20 protein-coding genes are annotated in these 21,790 nt (G+C 72.5%); 12 read left to right on the plus strand and 8 right to left on the minus strand.

What is annotated here, in order from left to right; translation table 11 throughout:
* Nucleotides 1-153: 153 nt before the first annotated feature.
* From AC6EXY_RS26785 to AC6EXY_RS26800, 4 genes are all read right to left on the minus strand, one after another.
* Nucleotides 154-1,041 carry an amino acid ABC transporter permease gene (locus AC6EXY_RS26785; RefSeq protein ID WP_101832616.1) on the minus strand — a complete coding sequence of 296 codons (888 nt, stop codon included), beginning with the start codon at nucleotides 1,039-1,041 and terminating at the stop codon, nucleotides 154-156.
* On the minus strand, nucleotides 1,038-1,658 hold the full coding sequence (locus AC6EXY_RS26790) for an amino acid ABC transporter permease (RefSeq protein ID WP_243407692.1): 621 nt from the start codon (nucleotides 1,656-1,658) through the stop codon (nucleotides 1,038-1,040). The genes AC6EXY_RS26785 and AC6EXY_RS26790 overlap by 4 nt, the downstream gene beginning before the upstream one ends.
* Before the next feature lie 141 nt (nucleotides 1,659-1,799).
* Nucleotides 1,800-2,654 carry a glutamate ABC transporter substrate-binding protein gene (locus AC6EXY_RS26795; protein ID WP_499818412.1) on the minus strand — a complete coding sequence of 285 codons (855 nt, stop codon included), beginning with the start codon at nucleotides 2,652-2,654 and terminating at the stop codon, nucleotides 1,800-1,802.
* A 440-nt stretch (nucleotides 2,655-3,094) separates the two neighbouring features.
* Complete coding sequence (locus AC6EXY_RS26800) at nucleotides 3,095-3,829, minus strand: amino acid ABC transporter ATP-binding protein (RefSeq protein ID WP_101832655.1); 735 nt, start codon at nucleotides 3,827-3,829, stop codon at nucleotides 3,095-3,097.
* A gap of 381 nt (nucleotides 3,830-4,210) precedes the next feature.
* Here AC6EXY_RS26800 and miaB point away from each other — a divergent pair, with 381 nt between their 5' ends.
* The 6 genes from miaB (at nucleotide 4,211) to AC6EXY_RS26830 (ending at nucleotide 9,885) form a co-directional block, all read left to right on the plus strand.
* A complete protein-coding gene (miaB, locus tag AC6EXY_RS26805) occupies nucleotides 4,211-5,689 on the plus strand; it encodes a tRNA (N6-isopentenyl adenosine(37)-C2)-methylthiotransferase MiaB (protein WP_243407682.1) in 1,479 nt (492 codons plus the stop codon).
* Entirely contained in the window at nucleotides 5,686-6,459 is a 774-nt protein-coding gene (locus AC6EXY_RS26810) for a class III extradiol ring-cleavage dioxygenase family protein (RefSeq protein WP_101832614.1), read from the plus strand. The genes miaB and AC6EXY_RS26810 overlap by 4 nt, the downstream gene beginning before the upstream one ends.
* Nucleotides 6,456-7,361 carry a tRNA (adenosine(37)-N6)-dimethylallyltransferase MiaA gene (miaA, locus tag AC6EXY_RS26815; protein WP_101832613.1) on the plus strand — a complete coding sequence of 302 codons (906 nt, stop codon included), beginning with the start codon at nucleotides 6,456-6,458 and terminating at the stop codon, nucleotides 7,359-7,361. The genes AC6EXY_RS26810 and miaA overlap by 4 nt, the downstream gene beginning before the upstream one ends.
* A gap of 111 nt (nucleotides 7,362-7,472) precedes the next feature.
* The gene (locus AC6EXY_RS26820) at nucleotides 7,473-8,363 is read left to right on the plus strand and encodes an EAL domain-containing protein (RefSeq protein WP_499818411.1); all 891 of its coding nucleotides are present in this window, start codon (nucleotides 7,473-7,475) and stop codon (nucleotides 8,361-8,363) included.
* 21 nt (nucleotides 8,364-8,384) lie between these two features.
* Nucleotides 8,385-9,413: a diaminopimelate epimerase gene (gene dapF / locus AC6EXY_RS26825; protein WP_101832611.1), complete on the plus strand. Its 1,029-nt coding sequence runs from the start codon at nucleotides 8,385-8,387 to the stop codon at nucleotides 9,411-9,413.
* Nucleotides 9,414-9,450: 37 nt separating this feature from the next.
* Nucleotides 9,451-9,885 (plus strand): VOC family protein, encoded by a 435-nt coding sequence (locus AC6EXY_RS26830; RefSeq protein WP_101832610.1) that lies wholly within the window; start codon nucleotides 9,451-9,453, stop codon nucleotides 9,883-9,885.
* On the opposite strand, the gene AC6EXY_RS26835 is transcribed toward AC6EXY_RS26830, so the two are convergent.
* A complete protein-coding gene (locus AC6EXY_RS26835; RefSeq protein ID WP_243407681.1) occupies nucleotides 9,786-10,607 on the minus strand; it encodes an AraC family transcriptional regulator in 822 nt (273 codons plus the stop codon). The genes AC6EXY_RS26830 and AC6EXY_RS26835 overlap by 100 nt on opposite strands.
* A 351-nt stretch (nucleotides 10,608-10,958) precedes the next feature.
* Between AC6EXY_RS26835 and hflX the strand changes: the two genes are divergently transcribed.
* Nucleotides 10,959-12,419, plus strand: coding sequence for a GTPase HflX (gene hflX / locus AC6EXY_RS26840; protein WP_101832608.1), 1,461 nt, complete (start codon nucleotides 10,959-10,961; stop codon nucleotides 12,417-12,419).
* 155 nt (nucleotides 12,420-12,574) lie between these two features.
* On the opposite strand, the gene lexA is transcribed toward hflX, so the two are convergent.
* Nucleotides 12,575-13,330, minus strand: a complete 756-nt coding sequence (lexA, locus tag AC6EXY_RS26845; RefSeq protein ID WP_101832607.1) for a transcriptional repressor LexA — start codon at nucleotides 13,328-13,330, stop codon at nucleotides 12,575-12,577.
* A 744-nt stretch (nucleotides 13,331-14,074) separates the two neighbouring features.
* On the opposite strand from lexA, the gene AC6EXY_RS26850 reads away from it, so the two are divergent.
* The 3 genes from AC6EXY_RS26850 (at nucleotide 14,075) to AC6EXY_RS26860 (ending at nucleotide 18,854) form a co-directional block, all read left to right on the plus strand.
* Nucleotides 14,075-14,326: a LysM peptidoglycan-binding domain-containing protein gene (locus AC6EXY_RS26850; protein WP_243407679.1), complete on the plus strand. Its 252-nt coding sequence runs from the start codon at nucleotides 14,075-14,077 to the stop codon at nucleotides 14,324-14,326.
* Between the two features lie 407 nt (nucleotides 14,327-14,733).
* Nucleotides 14,734-15,498: a transcriptional regulator NrdR gene (nrdR, locus tag AC6EXY_RS26855; RefSeq protein ID WP_101832605.1), complete on the plus strand. Its 765-nt coding sequence runs from the start codon at nucleotides 14,734-14,736 to the stop codon at nucleotides 15,496-15,498.
* A 392-nt stretch (nucleotides 15,499-15,890) separates the two neighbouring features.
* On the plus strand, nucleotides 15,891-18,854 hold the full coding sequence (locus AC6EXY_RS26860) for a vitamin B12-dependent ribonucleotide reductase (protein WP_499818409.1): 2,964 nt from the start codon (nucleotides 15,891-15,893) through the stop codon (nucleotides 18,852-18,854).
* Between the two features lie 166 nt (nucleotides 18,855-19,020).
* Here AC6EXY_RS26860 and AC6EXY_RS26865 read toward each other — a convergent pair whose 3' ends face one another.
* Nucleotides 19,021-19,371, minus strand: coding sequence for a helix-turn-helix domain-containing protein (locus AC6EXY_RS26865; protein WP_243407678.1), 351 nt, complete (start codon nucleotides 19,369-19,371; stop codon nucleotides 19,021-19,023).
* A 7-nt stretch (nucleotides 19,372-19,378) separates the two neighbouring features.
* Here AC6EXY_RS26865 and AC6EXY_RS26870 point away from each other — a divergent pair, with 7 nt between their 5' ends.
* Complete coding sequence (locus AC6EXY_RS26870; protein WP_101832603.1) at nucleotides 19,379-19,636, plus strand: ribbon-helix-helix domain-containing protein; 258 nt, start codon at nucleotides 19,379-19,381, stop codon at nucleotides 19,634-19,636.
* The gene (locus AC6EXY_RS26875) at nucleotides 19,624-20,058 is read left to right on the plus strand and encodes a PIN domain-containing protein (protein WP_101832602.1); all 435 of its coding nucleotides are present in this window, start codon (nucleotides 19,624-19,626) and stop codon (nucleotides 20,056-20,058) included. Before AC6EXY_RS26870 ends, AC6EXY_RS26875 begins: the two co-directional genes overlap by 13 nt.
* 7 nt (nucleotides 20,059-20,065) lie before the next feature.
* On the opposite strand, the gene AC6EXY_RS26880 is transcribed toward AC6EXY_RS26875, so the two are convergent.
* Nucleotides 20,066-21,403 carry an amylo-alpha-1,6-glucosidase gene (locus tag AC6EXY_RS26880; protein WP_101832601.1) on the minus strand — a complete coding sequence of 446 codons (1,338 nt, stop codon included), beginning with the start codon at nucleotides 21,401-21,403 and terminating at the stop codon, nucleotides 20,066-20,068.
* Nucleotides 21,404-21,790: the final 387 nt, after the last annotated feature.

Below are 21,790 nucleotides of genomic sequence, written 5' to 3' on the forward strand. Positions count from 1 at the left end.
CGCCACAACCGACACAGCCACGAACAGTCCCAGACCCGCCACCACGGATCCCGATCAACCCGACCCGATCCGAACAATCAACCACGTAGCTGTCTCACCACACGAACGTGCGGAAGACAGGGCTAGGCCCGTCAGGGCCCCAGGCCCGTCAGGTCAGGGCGGCGTCGGTGCCGTCCCGGTCTCCGCCGCCGTGGCCTCGGCCGCGCCCGGTGCGGCCCGTCCGTTGCCGAGGCGGCGGTTCTGCCGGCCCTCCAGCCAGTGCGCGAGAAACGACAGTGCGCCGTTCGTGGCTATGTACAGCACCGCGACGGCGGTGTAGACGGGCACCGCGTAGCGGCTGCCGAGGAACTCGACGGCCCCGCGCCCGGACCGCAGCAGCTCGCTGTAGGCGATCACGAAACCCAGCGAGGTGTCCTTCAGCAGGGTGACGAGCTGGCTCACCAGGGCCGGGCTCATCCGCCGCACCGCCTGGGGAAACAGGACGAGCCGGAAGGTCTGCCCCGGCCGCAGGCCCAGCGCGGCCGCCGCCTCCGACTGGCCTCGGTCGATCGATCCGATGCCCGCCCGGAAGATCTCGCTGAGCACCGCGCCGTTGTAGGCGGTCAGGCCGAGGACGACCGCCCAGAAGGCGGACAGCTTCCAGCCGAGGGCTGGCAGGCCCAGGTAGGCGAACAGCATCAGCATGAGGACCGGCACGCTGCGGAACAGCTCCACCAGGCCGGTCGCCGGAATTCGGACCACCCGCCTGGCCGACATCCGGCCCACCGCCAGCGCGATGCCGACCGCCACGGCGAAGGCCATCGCCGTGAGCGCCGCCCGCAGCGTGGCGAGCAGGCCGTGCCACAGCAGGGTGCGCAGGTCCGGGTGGTCGACGAACACGCTCCACAGCTCGCTGTCGAACTGGCCCCGGTGTGCCAGTCGCAGCGCCGCGAGCGTGACCAGGCCGGCCAGGGCCAGGATCGCGACGAAGCTGGCGATCAGAATTCGCCGCCGTCCCCGCGGCCCCGGCGGATCGGCGAGCACGATCGGTGTGCTGCTCACCGGATCGTCACCGCCCGCCGCTCGGCCAGCGCCAGCGCGCCCGCCAACGCCAGGGTGAGGATCAGGTAGCCGACCATGCCCCCGAGCAGCACGGCGATCACCGAGTCCGGGTTGGCCGTGGTCAGCCGCTGGACGACGCCGGTCAGCTCCTGGACGCCGAAGGCGGCCGCGATGGACGTGTTGCGGATCAGCGCGCTCAGCACACTGCCGAGGGGCTGGAGCACGTTGCGGAACGCCTGCGGCAGCACGATCAGCCGCAGGTTCTGCGAGAAGGTCAGCCCGAGCGCCCGGGCGGCCTCCGCCTGGCCGACGTCGACCCCGTTGATGCCCGACCGCACCGCCTCGCAGACGAGTGCCGCATGGTAGATCGACAGCGCGACCACCGCGAACACGAAGTACGAGAACACGACGCCGACCTGCGGCAGGACGAAGACGACGAAGAAGAACATGACGGTCAGTGGCGTATTGCGCACGGTCTGCACGTAAGCGGTGCCGAACCAGCGCAGCGGCGGGACGGGCGAGACCCGCATCGCCGCCAGCGCGGTGCCGACCAGGAGCGCCGCGACCGCGGCCAGCACGCTCAGCGCGACCGTGCGGCGGAAGCCTTCGGCGAAGATGTCGAGGTTGTCGAGAACGGCGTCGATCGCGGTGCTCCCTTGTCCGGGGTTACGGCCGCTGGGCACCGTCCAGGGCAACGGCTGCGCGGGGCCGGCGGCCGGGGCGTGCGGGCCGGACCCGACCCGCGCGCCCCTGGCCGGTCAGGAGGTGTAGCGGTCGACCGGCGGCGGCGTCGGCGTGTTCGGCACCACCTTGCCGACGGTGGAGGAGAACGCCTTCGCCCAACGGCCGTCCTTGTACGCGGCTTCCAGGGTGTCGTTGATGAACGTCCGGAAAGCGGTGTCACCCTTGTGGATACCGATGCCGTAAGGCTCGCGGGTGAACGTGCCACCGACCAGCTTGAAGGCCTCCGGGTCCTTGTCGATGATGCCGAGGAGGATCACGCTGTCGGTGGTGACCGCGTCCACCTGGCCGTTCTTCAGGGCGTCGGCGCACTTGCTATAGCCGTCGAACAACACCAGCTGCGCGGCGGGGGCCACCTTGCGGATGTTCTCGGCCGGGGTGGAACCGCTGACCGAACATACCTTCTTGCCGGCCAGCGAGTCCTTGCCGGTGATGGTCGTGTTGTTCTTCGCCACCATGATCGACTGCCCGGCGATGAAGTACGGCCCGGCGAAGTCGACAGCCTTCTTGCGCTTGTCGTTGATGGTGTATGTGGCCACCACCATGTCGACGCGGCCCTGCTGGATGAAAGGCTCGCGGTTGGCCGAGACGGTCTCAACGAAGTTCACGTGATCACGCGGGATTCCCAGCCCGTCTGTGATGATCTTGGCGATCTCGACGTCGAAGCCCTCGGGCTTGCCGCTGAGGTTCTTCAGACCGAAGTAGTTCTGGTCGAACTTCGTCCCAATGGTGATCTTTCCTGCGTCGTGTAGGCGGGCCATTGTCGTGCCCGGGGCGAAGCTCGCCGAGTCGCTGGGAGTCGCCGAGTCGCCGTCGTCGCTGCTGCCGCAGGCGGTCAGCCCCAGCGCGGCGAGCATCGCCACGCCGAGCATCAGCGCGCCCCCGCGCCGGCGCGCGTCGCGCCTGGCGCCGCTGCCGAGCCGGGTGCCGCCGGAACGCGCGGAGGGGACCGCCCGGCCGGCAGCCGCGGGCGAGTGGGGGCGAGCTCCGGCGGGCTGCAGCCGGCTGCGGGTAAACGGTACGCGCATGAACATTCCTCTCGGTGCGCTCCGCGTAAGGGGACCGGAGCACGGGTCGGATGACGGTGACGCTGTCCCGGTGGCGCCGATGGTGGTCTTGGTGGTTCCGCTGTTGTCGGTAGACGCGGCCCTGGCGCGGCCGGTGGTCCCGGGGATGAGGACGGATGTCGTGGCACGCCCCCGCCGGCGCGGATCGGTCCGGCCAGGCCGCGGTCGCGTCGGATCACCCGCCTGTGCTGGTGGGGCGTGCCGTGGGTGTGCCGCCCGGACCGTCGGCGCCTGCGCGGGCATGGTCAGTGCCGCAGGATCCGGGCCAGGAAGTCCCTGGCGCGATCCGTCTGGGGGGCGTCGAAAAAGGTGGCGGGCGGGGCGATCTCGAGAATCCGGCCGTCCGCCATGAAGGCGACCCGGTCCGCGGCGGAACGCGCGAAGCCCATTTCGTGCGTCACCACGATCATCGTCATTCCCGACGAGGCCAGCGAGCGCATCACGTCGAGGACCTCGGAAATCATCTCCGGGTCCAGTGCCGAGGTCGGCTCGTCGAAAAGCATCAGGACCGGATCCATGGCGAGCGCGCGGGCGATCGCGGCCCGCTGCTGCTGGCCGCCGGAAAGCTGTCGCGGCAGGCTGTCCGCCTTGTCCGCGATGCCCACGCGCTCCAGGAGTTCCCGAGCCCGGGCCTCGGCCGCCGCCCGTTTCTGCCCCAGTACCTTCACCGGACCCAGGGTCACATTGTCGAGGATCGTGCGATGGGCGAACAGGTTGAAGGACTGGAAGACCATGCCGACCCGGGATCGCATATGGGCGAGTTCCCGGCCTTCGGCCGGAATCGGTCTGTCCTCGAAGAGGATGCGTCCCTCGTCGATCGTCTCGAGCCGGTTGACGCAGCGGCACAGCGTCGACTTGCCCGAGCCGGACGGCCCGATGACGACGACCACCTCGCCCGCGTCGACGGCGAGGTCGATCTCGGTGAGTACTCGATGGTCGCCGAAGGACTTGCTGACACCTTCAAGGGTCACCAGGGGCACGCCGACCTCCGACACGATCGCGAAACAGCGGGGCGATGGGCCGATCATTCCGGCGGAGCGGCGCCGACGCCGCCAGGCGCGCGAGGCAGTCGCCGGCCCGACAGGTCGCGGGGAAGTCTTGTCCGGCGCCGTGCCCGGCGCGTCCCAGGTCGCCGGCCACTCGGCGCATAGTAGCGCGACTGGTGTCATTCAACTGCCAATCTGTATATCTGCTGACATGGGAACCTGGGATGGGTGGGGGCGGCGGGAGGATGACGGAGCCGGCGCCGGGGCGCGGCGGCGGAAGGGTGTCCGTCCACCGCGACCGGCCGGTCCACGCCACGCCGTAGGCTGGGGAGCGTGAAGGGCCGCAGCTACGAGGTACGCACGTTCGGATGCCAGATGAACGTTCATGACTCCGAACGGCTCTCCGGTCTACTCGAGTCCGCCGGCTACGTTCCGGTCGGCCCCGGTGCCGAGGCGGACGTCGTGGTGTTCAACACCTGCGCGGTGCGGGAGAACGCCGACAACCGGCTGTACGGCAACCTCGGCCAGCTCGTCCCGGTCAAGAAGAGCCATCCCGGCATGCAGATCGCCGTCGGCGGCTGCCTCGCGCAGAAGGACCGGTCGACGATCCTCGACCGGGCGCCGTGGGTCGACGTCGTGTTCGGCACGCACAACCTGCACCGGCTGCCGGTACTGCTCGAGCGCGCCCGGCACAACGCCGCCGCGCAGCTCGAGATAGCCGAGGCGCTCGAGGTCTTCCCGAGCTCCCTGCCGACCCGCCGGGCGAGCCACCACGCCGCCTGGGTCAGCATCAGCGTCGGCTGCGACAACACCTGCACCTTCTGCATCGTGCCGAGCCTGCGCGGCCGCGAGCGCGACCGGCGCCCCGGCGACGTGCTCGCCGAGGTCGAGGCGCTGGTCGCGGAGGGCGCGCTGGAGATCACCCTGCTCGGCCAGAACGTGAACTCCTACGGCCGCTCGCTGGGCGACCCGGGCGCGTTCGCCCGCCTGCTCGCCGCCTGTGGCCGCGTCGAGGGCCTGGAGCGGGTGCGCTTCACCTCGCCGCACCCCCGCGACTTCACCGACGACGTCATCGACGCCATGGCGGCGACCTCGAACGTCTGCCACCAGCTGCACATGCCGCTGCAGTCCGGTTCGGACGCGGTGCTGCGCCGGATGCGGCGCTCCTACCGCCAGGAGCGGTACCTCGGCATCATCGATCGGGTGCGGGCCGCGATGCCGGACGCCGCCATCACCACCGACATCATCGTCGGCTTCCCCGGCGAGACCGAGGCCGACTTCGCCGACACCCTAGACGTCGTCCGCCAGGCCCGCTTCTCCGGCGCGTTCACCTTCCAGTACTCGCCGCGGCCGGGTACGCCGGCGGCCACGATGGACGGCCAGATCGACCGCGCGACCGTCGCCGAGCGCTACGCCCGCCTCGTCGCCCTCCAGGACGACATCTCCTGGGAGCAGAACCGCGAGCTGGTCGGGCGTCGGGTCGAGCTGCTGGTCGCGGAGGGCGAGGGCCGCAAGGACGACGCCACCGGTCGGATGACCGGGCGGGCCCGCGACGGCCGGCTGGTCCACTTCCACGCCGGTGCCGGTGGCGACGGTGGTGCGGGGGGACGTCCTCGTCCCGGGGACGTGGTGGAGACGGTGGTGACCCGGGGCGCGCCGCATCACCTGACGGCCGACGGCCCGCTGCTGTCGCATCGGCGCACCCGCGCGGGCGACGCCTGGGAGCACGCCCGCCGCGCCGCCGACGCGGGGCCCGAGCAGCGGCCCGCGGTCGCGCTCGGCATGCCGTCGCTGCGCCCGCCCGAGCCGGCGGCCGAGGCCGGTCCGGTGGTCGCGCTGAGCACCCCCCGATGACCTTCGTCGCCGCGGCGGTCTGCCCGCATCCGCCACTGCTCCTGCCGGAGGTGGGGCGCGGGGAGCCCGTGGCCGCCCGCGCCGTCGCGGTGGACGCCGTGCGCCGCCTGGTCGCCGCGTGCCCGGACCGGATCGTGGTCGTGGGCGAGGCGCCGGCCGAGACCCGGTACGGACCGACGGCGACGGGAACGCTCGCCGGCTTCGGGGTGGATCTGACCGTCCCGCTCGGGCCGCCCACCGCCGCGGCGGCGCGGCCAGGGCCGCCCGAGCTGCCGCTGTCCCTGACGGTGGGCGCCTGGCTGCTCGCCGCCGCCGGGTGGGCGGGCGAGCGCTCGGCGCTCGGCGTACCGGCCGCCCACTCGCCGCGTGAGGCGGCGGATCTCGGTGCCGGGCTGGCCGCGTCGAGCGGGCCGGGGGAGCGGCTCGGGCTGCTGGTGATGGGCGACGGGTCGGCCCGGCGCACGCTGAAGGCGCCCGGCGGTCTCGACGAGCGGGCCGCGGCCTTCGACGCCGCCGCGGCCGCCGCGCTGGCCGGCGCCGACCCGGCCGGCCTGCTCGACCTCGACCCGGGGCTGGCCACCGACCTGCTCGCGGCCGGTCGGGCATCCTGGCAGGTCCTCGCGGGGGCGCTGCGGGCCACGACCCCGTGCGGCGCGCCGCACGTCTCCTGGCAGGGCGACGTGACGTACGACGACGCGCCCTACGGCGTCGGCTACCTGGTCGCCACCTGGACCCGCCGTCCCGCCGAGGGCGGCGCGCCACCGGCATGAGCGGCCGCGGACTGCCCGGGCCGGTGGTGGCCGTGGTCGGGCCGACGGCGGCGGGCAAGAGTGATCTGGGCATCGCCCTCGCCCTCGCGCTCGGCGGCGAGGTCGTCAACGCCGACTCGATGCAGCTCTACCGCGGCATGGACATCGGCACCGCCAAGGTTCCGCTCGACGAGCGCCGGGGGGTGCCCCACCACCTGCTGGACGCCTGGGAGGTGACCCGTGCCGCCGACGTCGCGAGCTACCAGCACGACGCCCGGCGGGTGATCGACGGGCTGCTCGCCGTGGGCCGGGTGCCTGTGCTCGTCGGCGGCTCGGGGCTGTACCTGCGGGCCGCCCTCGACGACCTGACCTTTCCCGGCACCGATCCAGCCGTGCGGGCCCGCTGGGAGGAGGAGCTCGCCCGCCGCGGCGCGCCGGCCCTGCACGAGGAGCTCGCCCGCCGCGCGCCGCGCGCCGCCGCGGCGATCCTGCCGACCAACGGCCGTCGCCTCGTGCGCGCCCTGGAGGTCGTCGATCTGACCGGGACCTTCGAGGCGACCCTGCCCGAGCATCACTACGTGTACGACGTCATCCAGATCGGCGTCGACCGCGACGATCTCGACATCCGCATCGAGCAACGGGTGGAGAGAATGTGGCAGACGGGTTTTCCGGACGAAGTGCGACAGTTGTCGGACAAAGGCCTCCGGGATGGTCGTACGGCATCCCGTGCGCTTGGGTATGCTCAGCTGCTCGCGTGGCTTGACGGCGCAATGGAGTCCGCCGATCAGGCCAAGCTGGCAACAATTACCGCGACCCGCCGCTTCGCGCGGCGGCAAAGATCCTGGTTTCGGCGAGATGAGCGGATAGTCTGGCTTCGCCAACCGGACGTCACCCAGGCGCTACGGCTGGTGGGTTCCCTCTGACGGGTGACCGGTCCTCGGCCGATCGCCGGGGCCACGGTCGGCGCCAGGCCGCGGCGCCGCCGGCACCGGCGCGCCGATGGTCGGTCCCGCTCGGCGTCTGGAGAGATCGATGTGACCGCGCCGCCCGCCGCTGGTGACAGCCCGCCCGACCTCACCCTCGTTCCCGCCCTCTACGCCGCCTTCGACGACGGGTCCCTGCGGCTGCACTTCCAGCCCGAGGTGGACCTGCACAACGGGTCGGTACCCGGCATGGAGGCGCATCCGCGCTGGCAGCATCCCGAGCGCGGGGTGCTCGGCCCGGCCGAGTTCATGCCGATCGCGGCCGCCGCCGGCCTCGTCCACCAGGTCGACCAGTGGGTGCTGCGGATGGCGGTCACCGAGGCCCGCACCTGGCACCGGATGGCCGTCGGCACGCCGATCCGCCCGCCCCGCCTGTGGGTGAACGTCGACGGGCGCCAGCTGACCAGCCCCTCGTTCGTCGCCGAGATCGACCGGCTGCTGTCCGGCCGCCTGCTGCCGGTCGGCGCCCTCGGGCTGGAGTTCAGCGAACGCGCCCTGGTCCTGGCCGCACCGGTCGTGCCGCCGCTGCTCGACCGGTTGCGCGCGCTGGGCGTGGCGATCGCCGTGGAGTCGTTCGGCACCTGGTACGGCTCGCTGACCATGCTGGACCTGTTGCCGCTCGATCTGGTCAAGCTCGACGGGGCGTTCCTGCGCGCGACCATGCGCGACCTGGAGGGCGAGGCGGTGGTGGCGGCGATCGTCCGCCTCGCCCACCAGCGGCGCCTGACCGTCGTCGCCGACGGGGTGGACACCGCCAAGCTCGCCGGCCGGGTGCTCGACCTCGACTGCGACCGGGCGATCGGGCCGGTGTTCTGCCCGCCGGTGCCGGTCGAGGACGCCCGGCTGATCGCGCTCGGCCGCGGCCGTCCCGACCGCTGGTACAAACCCCCGGCCTGGTCCGATGATCGTCTTCGGCCCTGGGTCCAGGCGGCCGCCGGCTGACGCCGCCCGTACGATGAGCGCGTGCGGGACGATCGGGAGCTGCGCTTCGTCAAGGGTCATGGCACGGGCAACGACTTCGTGGTGCTGCCCGATCCGGACGGCGACCTCGAGCTGACCCCGGAACTCGTCCGCGCGCTGTGCGACCGCCGCACCGGCATCGGCGCCGACGGCGTGCTGCGGGTGGTGCTCGCGGCCGCCGCGCCCGAGGCCGCCGCGCCCGCCGGCGCCGGGACAGCCCGCTGGTTCATGGACTACCGCAACGCCGACGGGTCGATCGCCGAGATGTGCGGCAACGGCGCCCGGGTGTTCGCCCGCTACCTGGTCGCGGCGGGCTACGCCCAGCCCGGGCGCTTCCCGATCGCCACCCGGGCCGGGCTGCGGCTGGTGGACGTGCCGGCGGTGGGCGACGTCACCGTCGACATGGGCGTCCCGCGGCCCGGCGCGAGTGCCGGGGCGCCGGTCACCGTCGCCGGGCGCTCGTTCACCGCGGCGCCCGTCTCGATGGGCAACCCGCACGCGGTCTGCTTCGCCGACGACCTCGACGCCGCCGCCCTGGCTCGCCTCGACCTGACCCGCCCCCCCACGTTCTCCCCGGTCGACTTCCCGGACGGCGTGAACGTCGAGATCGTCGTCGACCGGCCGGGCGGCGTGGCCATGCGCGTGTACGAGCGCGGGGTCGGCGAGACCTCCTCCTGCGGCACCGGTGCCTGCGCGGTCGCCGTCGCCTGGGCTCGCCGGCAGGGACTGCGTCCCGACGCTCCTCTCGCCGCGCCCCGGTCCGGCTCCGCTGCCGTATCCGGTCTCGGGCCGGTGGTCGCCGCCGCGGCCGCCGGGTCCGCGGTCGAGGTCGCGGTCGACGTCCCCGGCGGGGGCCTGGTGGTCATCTGGCGGTCGGACACGGTGCTGCTGCGCGGTCCGGCCGAGCTGGTGTTCGACGGCGTGGTGCGCCCGGCGGCGCTCGCGGCGCGCGGTCCGCGGGTGCCGACGGACGCCGCCGGAGTGGCCGACGCCGCCGAGGTCCTCGACGCCGGCGTCGACGTCCGTTTTTGACAAGACCACCCACCACGAGCGGTCCTAGGCTGCGGCCATGCCAGCACCGACCTTCAACCTGATCGGCCTGATCGTCACCGACATGGCCCGCAGCCTGGCCTTCTACCGCGTGCTCGGCCTGGATCCGCCGCCCGGCGCCGACACCGAGCCGCACGTCGAGGTCGCCCTTCCCGGCGGGCTGCGCCTCGCCTTCGACACCGAGGGCACCATCCGCTCCTTCGACCCGGACTGGACGCCGTCCGCCGGCGCCGGCCGGCTGACTCTCGCCTTCGCCTGCGACGATCCGGCCGAGGTCGACGCCCGGTACGCCGAGCTGCTCACCGCCGGCCACCGCGGCCACCTGCCGCCCTGGGACGCCTTCTGGGGCCAGCGCTACGCGACGGTCCTGGACCCCGACGGCAACCACGTCGACCTGTTCGCCGCGCTGGCGGCGGCCGCCGACGTCCCGACACCGCCCGCCGCGGTGTCCTGACCTCCGCCGGACGGGCGCAGCAGATCGGTGAGCGTCACCCCGGTCAGCGCGCGCGTGTCACGGGCGAGATGCGCCTGGTCGGTGTAGCCGGCCTCGAGCGCGACCGTGGCCAGATCGCCGCCGTCGCGCGCCGCCCGCAGGGCGTCCTGCAACCGCAGGATGCGCGCCAGCGTCTTCGGGCCGTAGCCGAACGCCCGGCGCGAGCGGCGCAGCAGCTGGCGCTCGCTGAGCCCGGTCGCGGCGGCGACGCCGGCCATCGACGATCGGCCGCCGATCGCCGCGACGATCGCCGGCACCAGCGGATCCGCGAGCTCCCGGTGACGGGGACGGGCGGCCAGCGCGTCCTCCAACGCCTGGGCGGCCCGCTCGCCGCTCGCCGCGAGCCGGTGCGTGAGGCGGCGCGCGGGGCCGCCGCCCCACAGGTCGGCGAGCTGCGGGCGGGCGTCGCGCAGCTCGCCGGCGTCGACGCCCAGATGGGCCGGCGCGTGCCCGGGGTCGAAGCGCACGCCGACATGGCGCACACCCGGCACCCAGTGGGCCAGCTTCGCGACCGTGTCCGGCCCGGCGACGATCAGCCGCCCGTCGGAGCTCCAGATGACGTCGACGCAGCCGTCCGGCAGGATCCGTCGCACCATCGGGCCCGCTTCCAGCCCACTCGCGCCCGCGAACCAGATCGTCGCCGGCAGGCGGGCGGCCCGGCGCTCGCGATACACCGCGCCCACGCTACGCCCGTCGGCTGATCTCCCGGATCGCCTGCCGTGCCCGGTCACGTGGCGCGGCCGTGAGCGCGTCATGATCCCCGCGGGGATGGCGCCGGGTGCGGCGGAGTCACCACGACGGGCGGGATCGCCGGAACGAGGCGGCTAAACCGTTCGCGATCCTCGTTGGGGCGTGGGACCCTGGCAGGCGACGGGACGATTCCGCCGGGGAACACCGAAGCGGTGCGGCCGGGCTGGCCCGGGCCGGCCCCTTCGATGGCGGGATCGCCCCCGGGTCACCGAGAAGGCGTGTGACCTGGCTAAATGAACCGGCGCGGAATGCCGCGGCAGCGGGCCGCGTTGAGAACGGATGGTATGACACTTCCTGCCGACGCCCTGGACGCGTCCACCCTCGACAGATCCCTCATTGAACTCACCGATGACGATTCGGGCAATCTTTCGGGCTTTTTCGCCGAATCCGGCGACGAGCTCGATCTGGCGGACCGAGCGGCCCTGCGTCGAGTACCGGGCCTTGCCACCGAGCTGGACGACGTCACCGAGGTCGAGTACCGCCAGCTGCGGTTGGAGCGGGTGGTACTGATCGGCGTGTGGACCTCGGGCTCGCTGCGGGCGGCCGAGGCATCGATGGCGGAGCTCGCCGCGCTGTCCACCACCGCCGGCTCGGTCGTCCTCGACGCGCTCGTGCAGCGCCGCGACCGGCCGGACGCGGCGACCTACGTCGGTTCCGGCAAGGCCCGTCAACTCGCCGAGGTCGTCGCCGCGACCGGCGCCGACACGGTGATCTGCGACGGCGAGCTCACCCCCGGCCAGCTGCGCCAGCTGGAGGAGATCGTCAAAGTCAAGGTCATCGACCGGACGGCTCTCATCCTGGACATCTTCGCCCAGCACGCGACCTCCCGAGAGGGTAAGGCGCAGGTCGAGCTGGCCCAGCTCCAGTACATGCTGCCCCGGCTGCGTGGTTGGGGTGAGTCGATGTCGCGCGCCGCGGCCAGTGGTGGCGGGCGCGCTCCCATCGGTACCCGCGGCCCCGGTGAGACGAAGATCGAGACCGATCGGCGCAGGCTGCGCGCCCGGATGGCCCGGCTGCGCCGTGAACTCGCCGGGATGTCCACCGTGCGGGAGACCAAGCGCGCGGCGCGGCGGCGCGGCGAGGTGCCCGCGGTGGCGATCGCCGGCTACACCAACGCCGGCAAGTCCTCGCTGCTCAACCGGCTCACCGGCGCCGGCGTCCTGGTGGAGGACGCGCTGTTCGCCACCCTCGACCCGACGGTGCGCCGGGCGACCCTGCCGGACGGCCGCGCGTTCACCCTGACCGACACGGTGGGTTTCGTACGCCATCTTCCCCACCAGATCGTCGAGGCGTTCCGCTCGACGCTCGAGGAGGTCGCCGACGCGGATCTCCTGCTGCACGTCGTCGACGGCTCCGCGCCCGACCCGGCCGCGCAGATCTCCGCCGTCCGCGAGGTCCTCAACGACATCGACGCGGGCGGCGTGTCCGAACTGATCGTCGTCAACAAGGTCGACGCGGTCGCTCCCACCGTCGTCGCGGAGCTTCGCCAGCTGGCGCCCGAGGCGGTGTTCGTCTCGGCCCGGACGGGGGAGGGGCTCGGCGCGCTCGTTGACGCGCTGTGCCTGCGGGTTCCGCACCCGGACGTCGAGTTGACGGTGCTCGTCCCCTATACCCGGGGTGAGCTCGTCTCGCGGGTCCACGCCCACGGCGAGGTACTCGGGCAGGAGCACACGGCAGACGGAACCCGCCTCACCGCGCGGGTGTCGCCGGCACTCGCCGCCGATCTCGACGCCTTCCGGGCCTGACCCACGCCGCGCCGGGTCCGGACGCCTGACCGGCTCCGCTCTGACCCGGCCGAAGCACGCCCGGATCGGCCTGAGTTCGTCGGACCGCGGATCGCCCAGCGGATCGGGCAGACCACGGATCGGCCGGCCGCCACGCGCGGCCGGCCGTCGCGTGGTCAGACCCTGCGCAGCACGGCGACGATCCGGCCGAGGATCGTCGCCTCCTCGCCCGGGATGTCGTTGAAGGCAGGGTTCTCCGGGTGCAGCCAGATCTTCCCGTCGCGGACGCGTAGGCGCTTCACCGTCGCCTCACCCTCGATCATCGCGGCGACGATCTCGCCGTTGTCCGCGACCGGCTGCTGGCGGACCACCACCCAGTCGCCGTCACAGATCGCGGCGCCCATCATCGACTCGCCGACCACGCGCAGCAGGAACAGCGTGCCCTCGCCGACGATCTCCTTGGGCAGCGGGAAGACATCCTCGATCGCCTGCTCGGCGAGGATCGGGCCGCCGGCCGCGATCCGCCCGAGCACCGGCACGTAGGCCGCTGACGCCTCGCCGCCGGGCGCCGCGGCGGCCTCACCGCCGAACGCGGGAACCACCGCGGCCGGCGCCGCCTGGGCGCGGCGGCGCGGGCGGTCCGGGCTGAGCACCTCCATCGCCCGCGGACGGTTCGGATCCCGCCGCAGGTAGCCCTTCTCCTCCAGCACCTTGAGCTGGTGCGCCACGCTGCTCGTGCTGGTCAGGCCGACCGCCTCACCGATCTCGCGGACGCTTGGCGGGTATCCGCGCCGCTCCACGGCGGCCCGGATGACCTCGAGCACCTTGCGCTGCCGGGGGGTCAGTCCGGCCGCGTCCGCGGGGTTTTCGGGAAAGGCCCGCACGTTGCCGCGGGCCCCGCCCCGGCGTGTACCCCTGCCTTGGGTGGTCATCGCTACCGCTCTCCTCGTCGCGTACGTCGTTCGTCGCGTACGTCGTTCGTCACGTACCTACTCGTCGCGTACGTGGTCACCAGCTGGTCACCCCACGTCCGACGGGTGAGCGCCGCGTCGCGGTCGGGATCGCCCGCGATCCCGACACCCCCACGGCGTGCGTCCGTCCGCGACCCGGAGAATCCACCCGGTGCACACCTGATCGTCTTGACGGTAACCGGACGGTCGCGGAATCTCAAACGCTTGTTCGAGCGTGTCCTCTTGCCAGATCCGCGCCGGGTGCGACAATCGACCAGGAGTTCGATCGAACTGGGGTTCGCCCGCCTGGTGGTCCCGGCCCGCTCGCCACGGGAGGATGTCGTGAGTCCCAGCTGCTCGGCGCAGGTCATCGACCTGGCCGTGGTCCGGGAACGGGTCGCCGGGCGGTCCGCGGGAGCGCCGGCTGGCCGTCCCGGTCCTCGATCGGTGCCCGCCAACGCCGGTCTGTTCCCGTCCCATTCCCGGTCCCGCGAGGCGAGGGCGGCGCCTGGTCGGGTGTCGTCGCCGAGCTGCCAGGGGCCGCGGGGCGGTGCGGCGTCGCGCGGGCCCGTGGCGCGCCGGGACGGTGCGAGGTCGGACGGCACCGCGGCGCCGCACGGGCGGGATCCGATGCCGGCGCCTGGTCGCGGGCCGGCCAGCGGGGTTCCGTCGCGGTCGCGAGTGCGACGGGAGCCGGCGCCTCTTCGGCTGACCAGGCGTGGTCGGGTGGTGGTCACCATGGCCGCGGCGATGCTCATCGCGGCCATGCTGGCGGTGGTGGTGCCACGGGCCTCGCTGGCGTGGTCGGACGAGCCGCCACGCGGCCACCTGGTCGTGGCGGGGGAGTCGCTGTGGGAGATCGCCGCCGTGCTCGAGCCGGACGCCGACACGCGCGTGGTGGTCGATCGGCTGATGCGGATCAACGATCTGTCCTCCGCCCAGCTCACCCCCGGCCAGTTCCTCTTACTGGATGGGTGAGGCCCGGCGGGGGTATGTCGGGAGCCGCCTGATCGGACACCGGCGGTCGCGACGGCGGGTGGTCGATGGTCGCCGCGGTGACGCCTCCGCATCGGGCCGGGTGCGGGCGGTTGAGGCGGCTTCGCCCAGGGTCGTCGGGCCCCCGCGGGCTGATGTCCTCGTGTGGCATGCGGGGGGTCGGTTTTCCCATCCATGGGGTCGTGCGCTAAGTTGGACACAACATCTGGTGCTTACGTAGGTGTAAGTCATCCACAGGTGGATCCACAGGTCTTCCACAGAACGAGGGCCGCTCGTCCACAGGTCCCACCGGATCGGTGCGGCGGTGGGGCCCGCGGTCCGTCCCGGTGCGCCGACGTCGGGACGGTGCGGAAGGGCTGTCGGCCGGCTCGGTGAAGGAGGCGTCTCGCGTGCGGTGCCCGTTCTGCCGGCATCCGGACAGCCGTGTCGTCGACAGCCGAGAGGCCGAGGAAGGCTCAGCGATCCGGCGCCGGCGCTCCTGCCTCTCATGCGGCCGCCGGTTCACCACGATGGAGGAGGCGTCGCTGCGGGTACTCAAGCGCAGCGGTGTGACCGAGCCCTTCAGCCGCGCGAAGGTCATCGCCGGCGTGCGCAAGGCATGCCAGGGCCGCCCGGTGCGCGACGATCATCTCGCCCTGCTCGCGCAGCAGGTCGAGGACGCGGTGCGGTCCGCCGGCTCGGCGGAGATTCCCGCGGAGGCGATCGGCCGGGCGATCCTCGGCCCGCTTCGCGAGCTCGACGAGGTGGCCTATCTCCGGTTCGCCTCGGTGTACCTCGCCTTCGAGTCGCTCGCCGACTTCGAGAGCGCCATCACGGCGCTGCGGTCCGAGACCTCCGGCGCCCGCCGCGGCGCGGAAGCGGCCAGGAACGCCGGCCGCCGCGGTGACGACGACGGCCCGAGCTCGGCGACGGGTGCGTTGGAACGCGCCGGACCTGCCGCGGTGCCGCCGGACGGGGAGCTCGACGGCGAGCCCGCCCCCGCCCGCGGCGGCCGCGCGGCGGACGGTGCCGACTCCGCCGCCCGCCGACGCGCCGGCACCAGCCAGCTGAACGTCGTGGAAGGCGGCCTCGGCCGGGACGGGCTCGTCGCGGGAGAGCACGGTGCGGCCAGGGCGCTCGGCGCGCCTGGCGCCACGCCGGCGCGCCACCCCTGACAGCCCGGCGAGGGCCACAGGCCACGCCCCACCCGGCATCCGGCCCGCCGTTTCCCGTCGAGCCCCACCGTCTCGCCGGCCGGTTCCTCTGATCACCGGGGTGCCCTGCCCGACCGGCGAGCGCCGCCGGTACCGCGCGTCCGCCGCCGGTGCGGCCTGGCCGCGGTGTGCGCGGGCGCGCGCCGCGCTCCGCCGGCGCACACGGGCGAAGCCCTGACCATGCGCTCGCCCACGGCCGGGAACGCTGCGCCCCACCGACATGACACGGCACCACGCGCAGGCACGGCACGGCGCAGAGACACAGCACGACGCGCAGGCACAGCACGACGCGCAGACGCAGGACGACGCGCAGACGCAGGACGACGAGAGATACTGACAGGACGAGGAGCGTCATGACCGAAAGTCGCGGTACCAAGGCGGGCAGGTCGGGGGCCAGGACGGCGACCGGGCTGAAGATCCGCCGCTCGCGCACGACCGCCGGGGTCCACCCCTACGACGAGGTCACCTGGGAGACCCGGGACGTCGTCATGACCAACTGGCGGGATGGCTCGGTCAACTTCGAGCAGCGCGGTGTCGAGTTCCCCGACTTCTGGTCGGTCAACGCCTCGAACATCGTGACCAGCAAGTACTTCCGCGGCGCGCCGGGCACGCCGGCCCGGGAGTCCTCGCTGCGCCAGCTCATCGACCGGGTGGTGCTGACCTACGTCGCCGCCGGCCGCGAGCACGGCTACTTCGCCAGCGACGCCGACGCCGAGGCCTTCGAGCACGAGCTGACCTGGATGCTGCTCCACCAGGTCTTCAGCTTCAACTCCCCGGTCTGGTTCAACGTCGGAACCCCCGCCCCTCAGCAGGTGAGCGCGTGTTTCATTCTTTCAGTTGATGACACCATGGAGTCGATTCTCAACTGGTATCGCGAGGAAGGGCTGATCTTCAAGGGTGGGTCCGGGGCCGGGCTCAACCTGTCGCGGATCCGGTCGTCCAAGGAGCTGCTGTCCTCCGGCGGCACCGCGTCCGGGCCCGTCAGCTTCATGCGCGGCGCCGACGCGTCCGCGGGCACGATCAAGTCCGGCGGTGCCACCCGCCGGGCCGCCAAGATGGTCGTCCTCGACGTCGACCACCCGGACATCGTCGAGTTCGTCGAGACGAAGTCGCGGGAGGAGGAGAAGATCCGCGCCCTGCGTGACGCCGGGTTCGACATGGACCTCGGTGGCCGCGACATCGCCTCCGTGCAGTACCAGAACGCCAACAACTCCGTGCGCGTCACCGACGAGTTCATGACCGCCGTCGTCGACGGCACCGGCTTCGACCTGCGCGCCCGCCTCGACGGCCGGGCGATCGAGACGATCGACGCCAAGGGCCTGTTCCGCACGATCGCCGAGGCCGCCTGGGCCTGCGCCGACCCCGGCATCCAGTACGACGGCACGATCAACGACTGGCACACCTGCCCGGAGAGCGGGCGGATCAGCGCCTCCAATCCGTGCAGCGAGTACGTGCACCTGGACAACTCCAGCTGCAACCTGGCGTCGCTGAACCTGCTGAAGTTCCTGCGCCCGGACCGGACGTTCGACGCCGACGCATTCGTCGCCGCCGTCGAACTGATCATCACCGCGATGGACATCTCGATCTGCTTCGCGGACTTCCCGACCCCGGAGATCACCCGGATCACCCGCGCCTACCGGCAGCTCGGCATCGGCTACGCCAACCTCGGCGCCCTGCTCATGGCCAGCGCCCGCGCCTACGACTCGGATGGCGGCCGGGCACTCGCCGCGGCGATCACTTCGCTGATGAGCGGCACCGCCTACCGCCGTTCCGCCGAACTCGCCGGCATCGTCGGCGCCTACGAGGGCTTCGCGCGCAACGCCGACGCCCACCGCCGGGTCGTGCGCAAGCACGCCGCCGCGAACGACGAGGTGCGCACCGTGGACGCCGAGGACGCCCGCGTCCTGGCCGCCGCCTCGAAGGAATGGTCGAAGGCGCAGGCCGTCGGCGAGAAGCACGGCTGGCGCAACGCCCAGGTCAGCCTGCTCGCCCCCACCGGCACCATCGGCCTCGCGATGGACTGCGACACCACCGGCATCGAGCCGGACCTCGCCCTGGTGAAGATGAAGAAGCTGGTCGGCGGCGCCAGCATGAAGATCGTGAACCAGACGGTCCCGGCGGCGCTGCGCGCGCTCGGCTACCCGGAGGAGACGATGGAGGCGATCGTCGAGTACATCGCCGAGCACGGCCACGTCATCGACGCTCCCGGCCTGCGCCCGGAGCACTACGAGGTGTTCGACTGCGCGATCGGCGAGCGGGCGATCTCGCCGATGGGCCACGTGCGGATGATGGCCGCGGTGCAGCCGTTCCTGTCCGGCGCGATCTCGAAGACGGTGAACATGCCGGCCACGGCGACCGTCGAGGACGTCGAGGAGATCTACCTGGCGGGCTGGCAGCTCGGCCTGAAGGCGCTGGCCATCTACCGGGACAACTGCAAGGTCGGCCAGCCGCTGACCGACGTCAGGGGCGCGAAGCAGGCCGCGGACGCGCGGGCGGCCGCGGCCGCGTCGGCGTCCGCCCCGTCCGCCCCGTCCGCCCCGGTCGCCCCGGTCGCCGTGGCGGCGCTGGCGGAGGTGGAGGTGGAGTACCGTCCGGTCCGCCGGCGACTGCCGAAGACCCGCCCGTCGCAGACGGTGTCGTTCACCGTCGGTGGCGCCGAGGGCTACCTGACCGCCGGCTCCTACCCGGACGATGGTCTCGGCGAGGTCTTCATCAAGATGTCGAAGCAGGGCTCGACCCTGGCCGGCGTCATGGATGCCTTCGCCATCGCCATCTCCATCGGCCTGCAGTACGGGGTGCCGCTGGAGGCGTATGTCAGCAAGTTCATCAACATGCGCTTCGAGCCCGCCGGCATGACCGACGACCCGGACGTCCGGATCGCACAGTCGATCATGGACTACCTGTTCCGCCGGCTCGCCCTCGACTACCTCGACGCCGACCACCGCGCCGAGCTCGGCATCTCCTCCGCGGCCGAGCGCACCCGTGCCGTCGCCAGCCAGTACGCCTCGCCCGCCGACACCACCGCCGCGGTGGACGTGCCGGCGGCCCCGGTGTCGGCGCCAGCCGAGGAAGCACCGGCGGCGGGCGGCGAGCGGTCCGCGTCACCGGCGGCACCCGCGCCGCGGAGCAACGGCGTGGCGGTTGGTCTCGGCCCGGCGCAGGTCGCCCGCGAGCTACGCCTGGCGCCCCCCGGCGAGACGCTCGTCGCGCAGACCGTGGTGGACGCCCCGCTCTGCTTCACCTGCGGCGTGACGATGCGCCCGGCCGGCAGCTGCTACGTCTGCGAGCAGTGCGGCTCCACCAGCGGCTGCAGCTAGCACTGCGCGTCATTTCCTTAAACGCAAGGCCCTCGAGAGGTGGACGGTCGCCTCTCGAGGGCTGGGGGTGTACTCCGGCAGGCAAAGGTCGGCCTTCGCCAGTCGTGAGTCGGGACAGGTGGTGGCGAAGCGGGTGGCGTCCCGGTGGGGCCGCGAACCGCGGCTGTCAGTCCTGACCGCGTTCGTCCGGGGGGGTGACGGTGGCGCTCAGTTCCATGCCGGTCGCGCGCATGGCGGCGAAGAGTCGGTCCATCAGGATCGATGGCTTGCCGGCCTCCAGCTCCCAGATGTACTTCTGCGTCGTGCCCAGCTGGCGCGCGAGCTCACGCTGGCTCATCCCTGACAGCATTCGCGCCTGCGCCAGGATGCGCCCCAGCGACTCCGCGCTTGTGATCTTACCGGTGTACGCCACGCCCATCCCGCCGATGTCGATATAGCCTTCACGTGTGGTGACTATCATATCGAAGTCAAGCGTCTCGACATCAAGAGCCGCGTCGCGTGGGGTGAGGACTACCATATATGGCATGGCGATGACGCGGACGACCGTGTACCTGTCGCTGGACGCCAAGCGGCGGCTGTCGGCCGCCGCCCACAGGCAGCATCGCAGCGAGGCGGATCTCATCCGGGATGCGATCAACAGGCTGTTGGCGGAGGAGCCCGAGCGCCCCCGGCCGAATCCCCCACGGTTCGATGTGGACCCGTCGTTCGCCGATGATGTGGACGATCATCTGTCCGCCGGGTTCGGAGCCGCGGGGCTGGAGGACGGGCTGTGGGACGCCTGATCGTCGACACGTCGGGCTACCTTGCCGGGACGGCCGCCCGACACCCGTTGTGCGGCGCGATTCAGAGCATCCTGCGTGCGGTCATGGAGCCGCCGGTGATCTCTCCCTTCGTCATTGCCGAGATCGACTACATGGTGTTGGCCAAGGTCGGAGTCGCCCAGGAGTTGGCGGCGATCGATGACCTGACCGGCGGTGCCTACGAGATCGCCGAGGTCGACGCCGACGATGTCCGCTCCGCGCGGAGCCTGGTCGCGCGGCACCGTGATCTGAAGATCGGAATCACCGACGCGTTCAACGCCGTACTGGCGGACCGCTACGACACGAACGAGATCCTGACGACCGACGAGCGTCACTTCCGGGCCATCACTCCGCTGAGCCGGAGATTCGACGCGTTCGCCCTGCTCCCAGCTGATCGCCTCTGAGCGGGGGTCAGCGGGCGGTGGCGAGCAGGTCGAGCAGGAGGGCGGCCGTCCAGGAGAAGCGGTTGCTGCCCGCGCCGGAGCCGTCGAGCGGGGAGTAGTACTCGTACATCGCGCCGGAGGCGGCGATCACGTCGACGGTGTTGCGGCGCAGGTCGTCGGCGGCGTCGAGGCGGCCGTAGCGCTCCAGGCCGTCGGCGATCAGCCAGTTCATGTTCACCCAGACCGGGCCCTGCCAGTAGCAGCGGGGCAGGAAGGCCGGGTCGTCCAGCGGGACGCTCGCGACGCCGAAGCGGGCGCAGTAGCGCGGCGAGGTGAGCGTCTTGACCATGCCGTCGACCCGGTCCTCGGGCACGACGCCCGCGTAGAGCGGCAGCAGGCCGGCGATCGTCTCGTGGCGCAGCAGGGTGCGGGTGCGGAAGTCGCGGCTGTAGTAGACGCCGTCGACGACGAGCTGGCCGATCGCCTCCCGGGAGCGGCGCATCGACCGGCGCAGCCCGGCCGGGATGACCTCGCCGATCTCGGCGGCGATGGCGGTCAGGTGCTCGTTCGCGCGGATGAGGATCGCGTTGAACGCGACGTCCTGCACGAGCGGGACGATGGTGCGCCGGATCTCGCGGAAGTCGTAGTGCGCCCCGCGCAGCTCGCGCACGATCCGGTAGAGCGTGAACAGGTCGCCGGAGGTGAGCCGCTCGTCCGGCGGCACCTCCTTGGAGTCGCGGCGCAGCGCGTCGAGCGCGTCGTCGCCGTTGATCCGCCGCAGCGCCCGCACCGCCAGCGGCGCGGCCGGGCGGGTGATCTCCATCCAGGTCGGGGTGTTGTCCATGCCCGACTCCCAGGAGTGGACCAGGGAGACGAGGCCGTCGTCGTCCGGGTCGCGCTCGGTGTAGAGCCACTGGTGGAAGCGCAGCAGGCCGGGATACAGCTGGCGGTAGAACGCGGCGCGCGCCGAGTCCGTCATCATCTCGCCGACCCGCACCGCCGCCTCGGCGATCATCGGCGGCTGCGTGACGCCCGTGCTCTGCGCGCCACCGGCCGTCGTCGTCACCCGATCGCACCGCCAGCGCTGCGGCCCGGCGTGATAGAAGTCCGTGGTCTCCGCGAAGATCACATGCGGGATCATGCCGCTGGGCCACTGCCCGCGCAGCAGCGAGAGGATCTCGGCCGCGGCCCGCTGCGGGTCGAGGTGGCGCAGCCCGATGGCGATGAAGCAGGAGTCCCACAGCCACTGATGGGGGTACAGCGTCGGCGAGGGGCGGGTGATGTCGCCGAGGTCGTTGCCGCGCAGCACCGAGACCGCGGTCTCGCGAAGCGCCGCCAGCTCTGCGGGGAGGCTGGGGACGGGCATCGTGTGAGAGTAGCGGCGTCCTCGCTCGCGCGCGGGAAGGCCGTGCCGGGTGTGGCCTTCCTAACGGTGCGTGTGTCCCGGAGTCACCCCGCCGCTGCGGCTGGCCCGCGGGTGGGCAGCCGTCGGCCACTGATCGGACACGTACGGTCGCGTCGGGGCGGGTGGTGGCCGTTCAGGTATCGCCGTTCGGGGGCTGCCCGGCACCTCTCGGCGGGCATGCGGCGGGCCCCGGCCCGATGGCGGTAGTGGTCCGACAATGTGGCGCGGATGGCAGTCGACGACAGACTCTTACGCTTGGTAGGCGATCTGACACTCACAGCTGATGGCCGTGGTCGTCGGACGCCGTCTCGCCACGCGAGAAGGTCAAGATAGTTCGCTGAACGCGCC

This window comes from Frankia sp. RB5 (assembly GCF_059816245.1).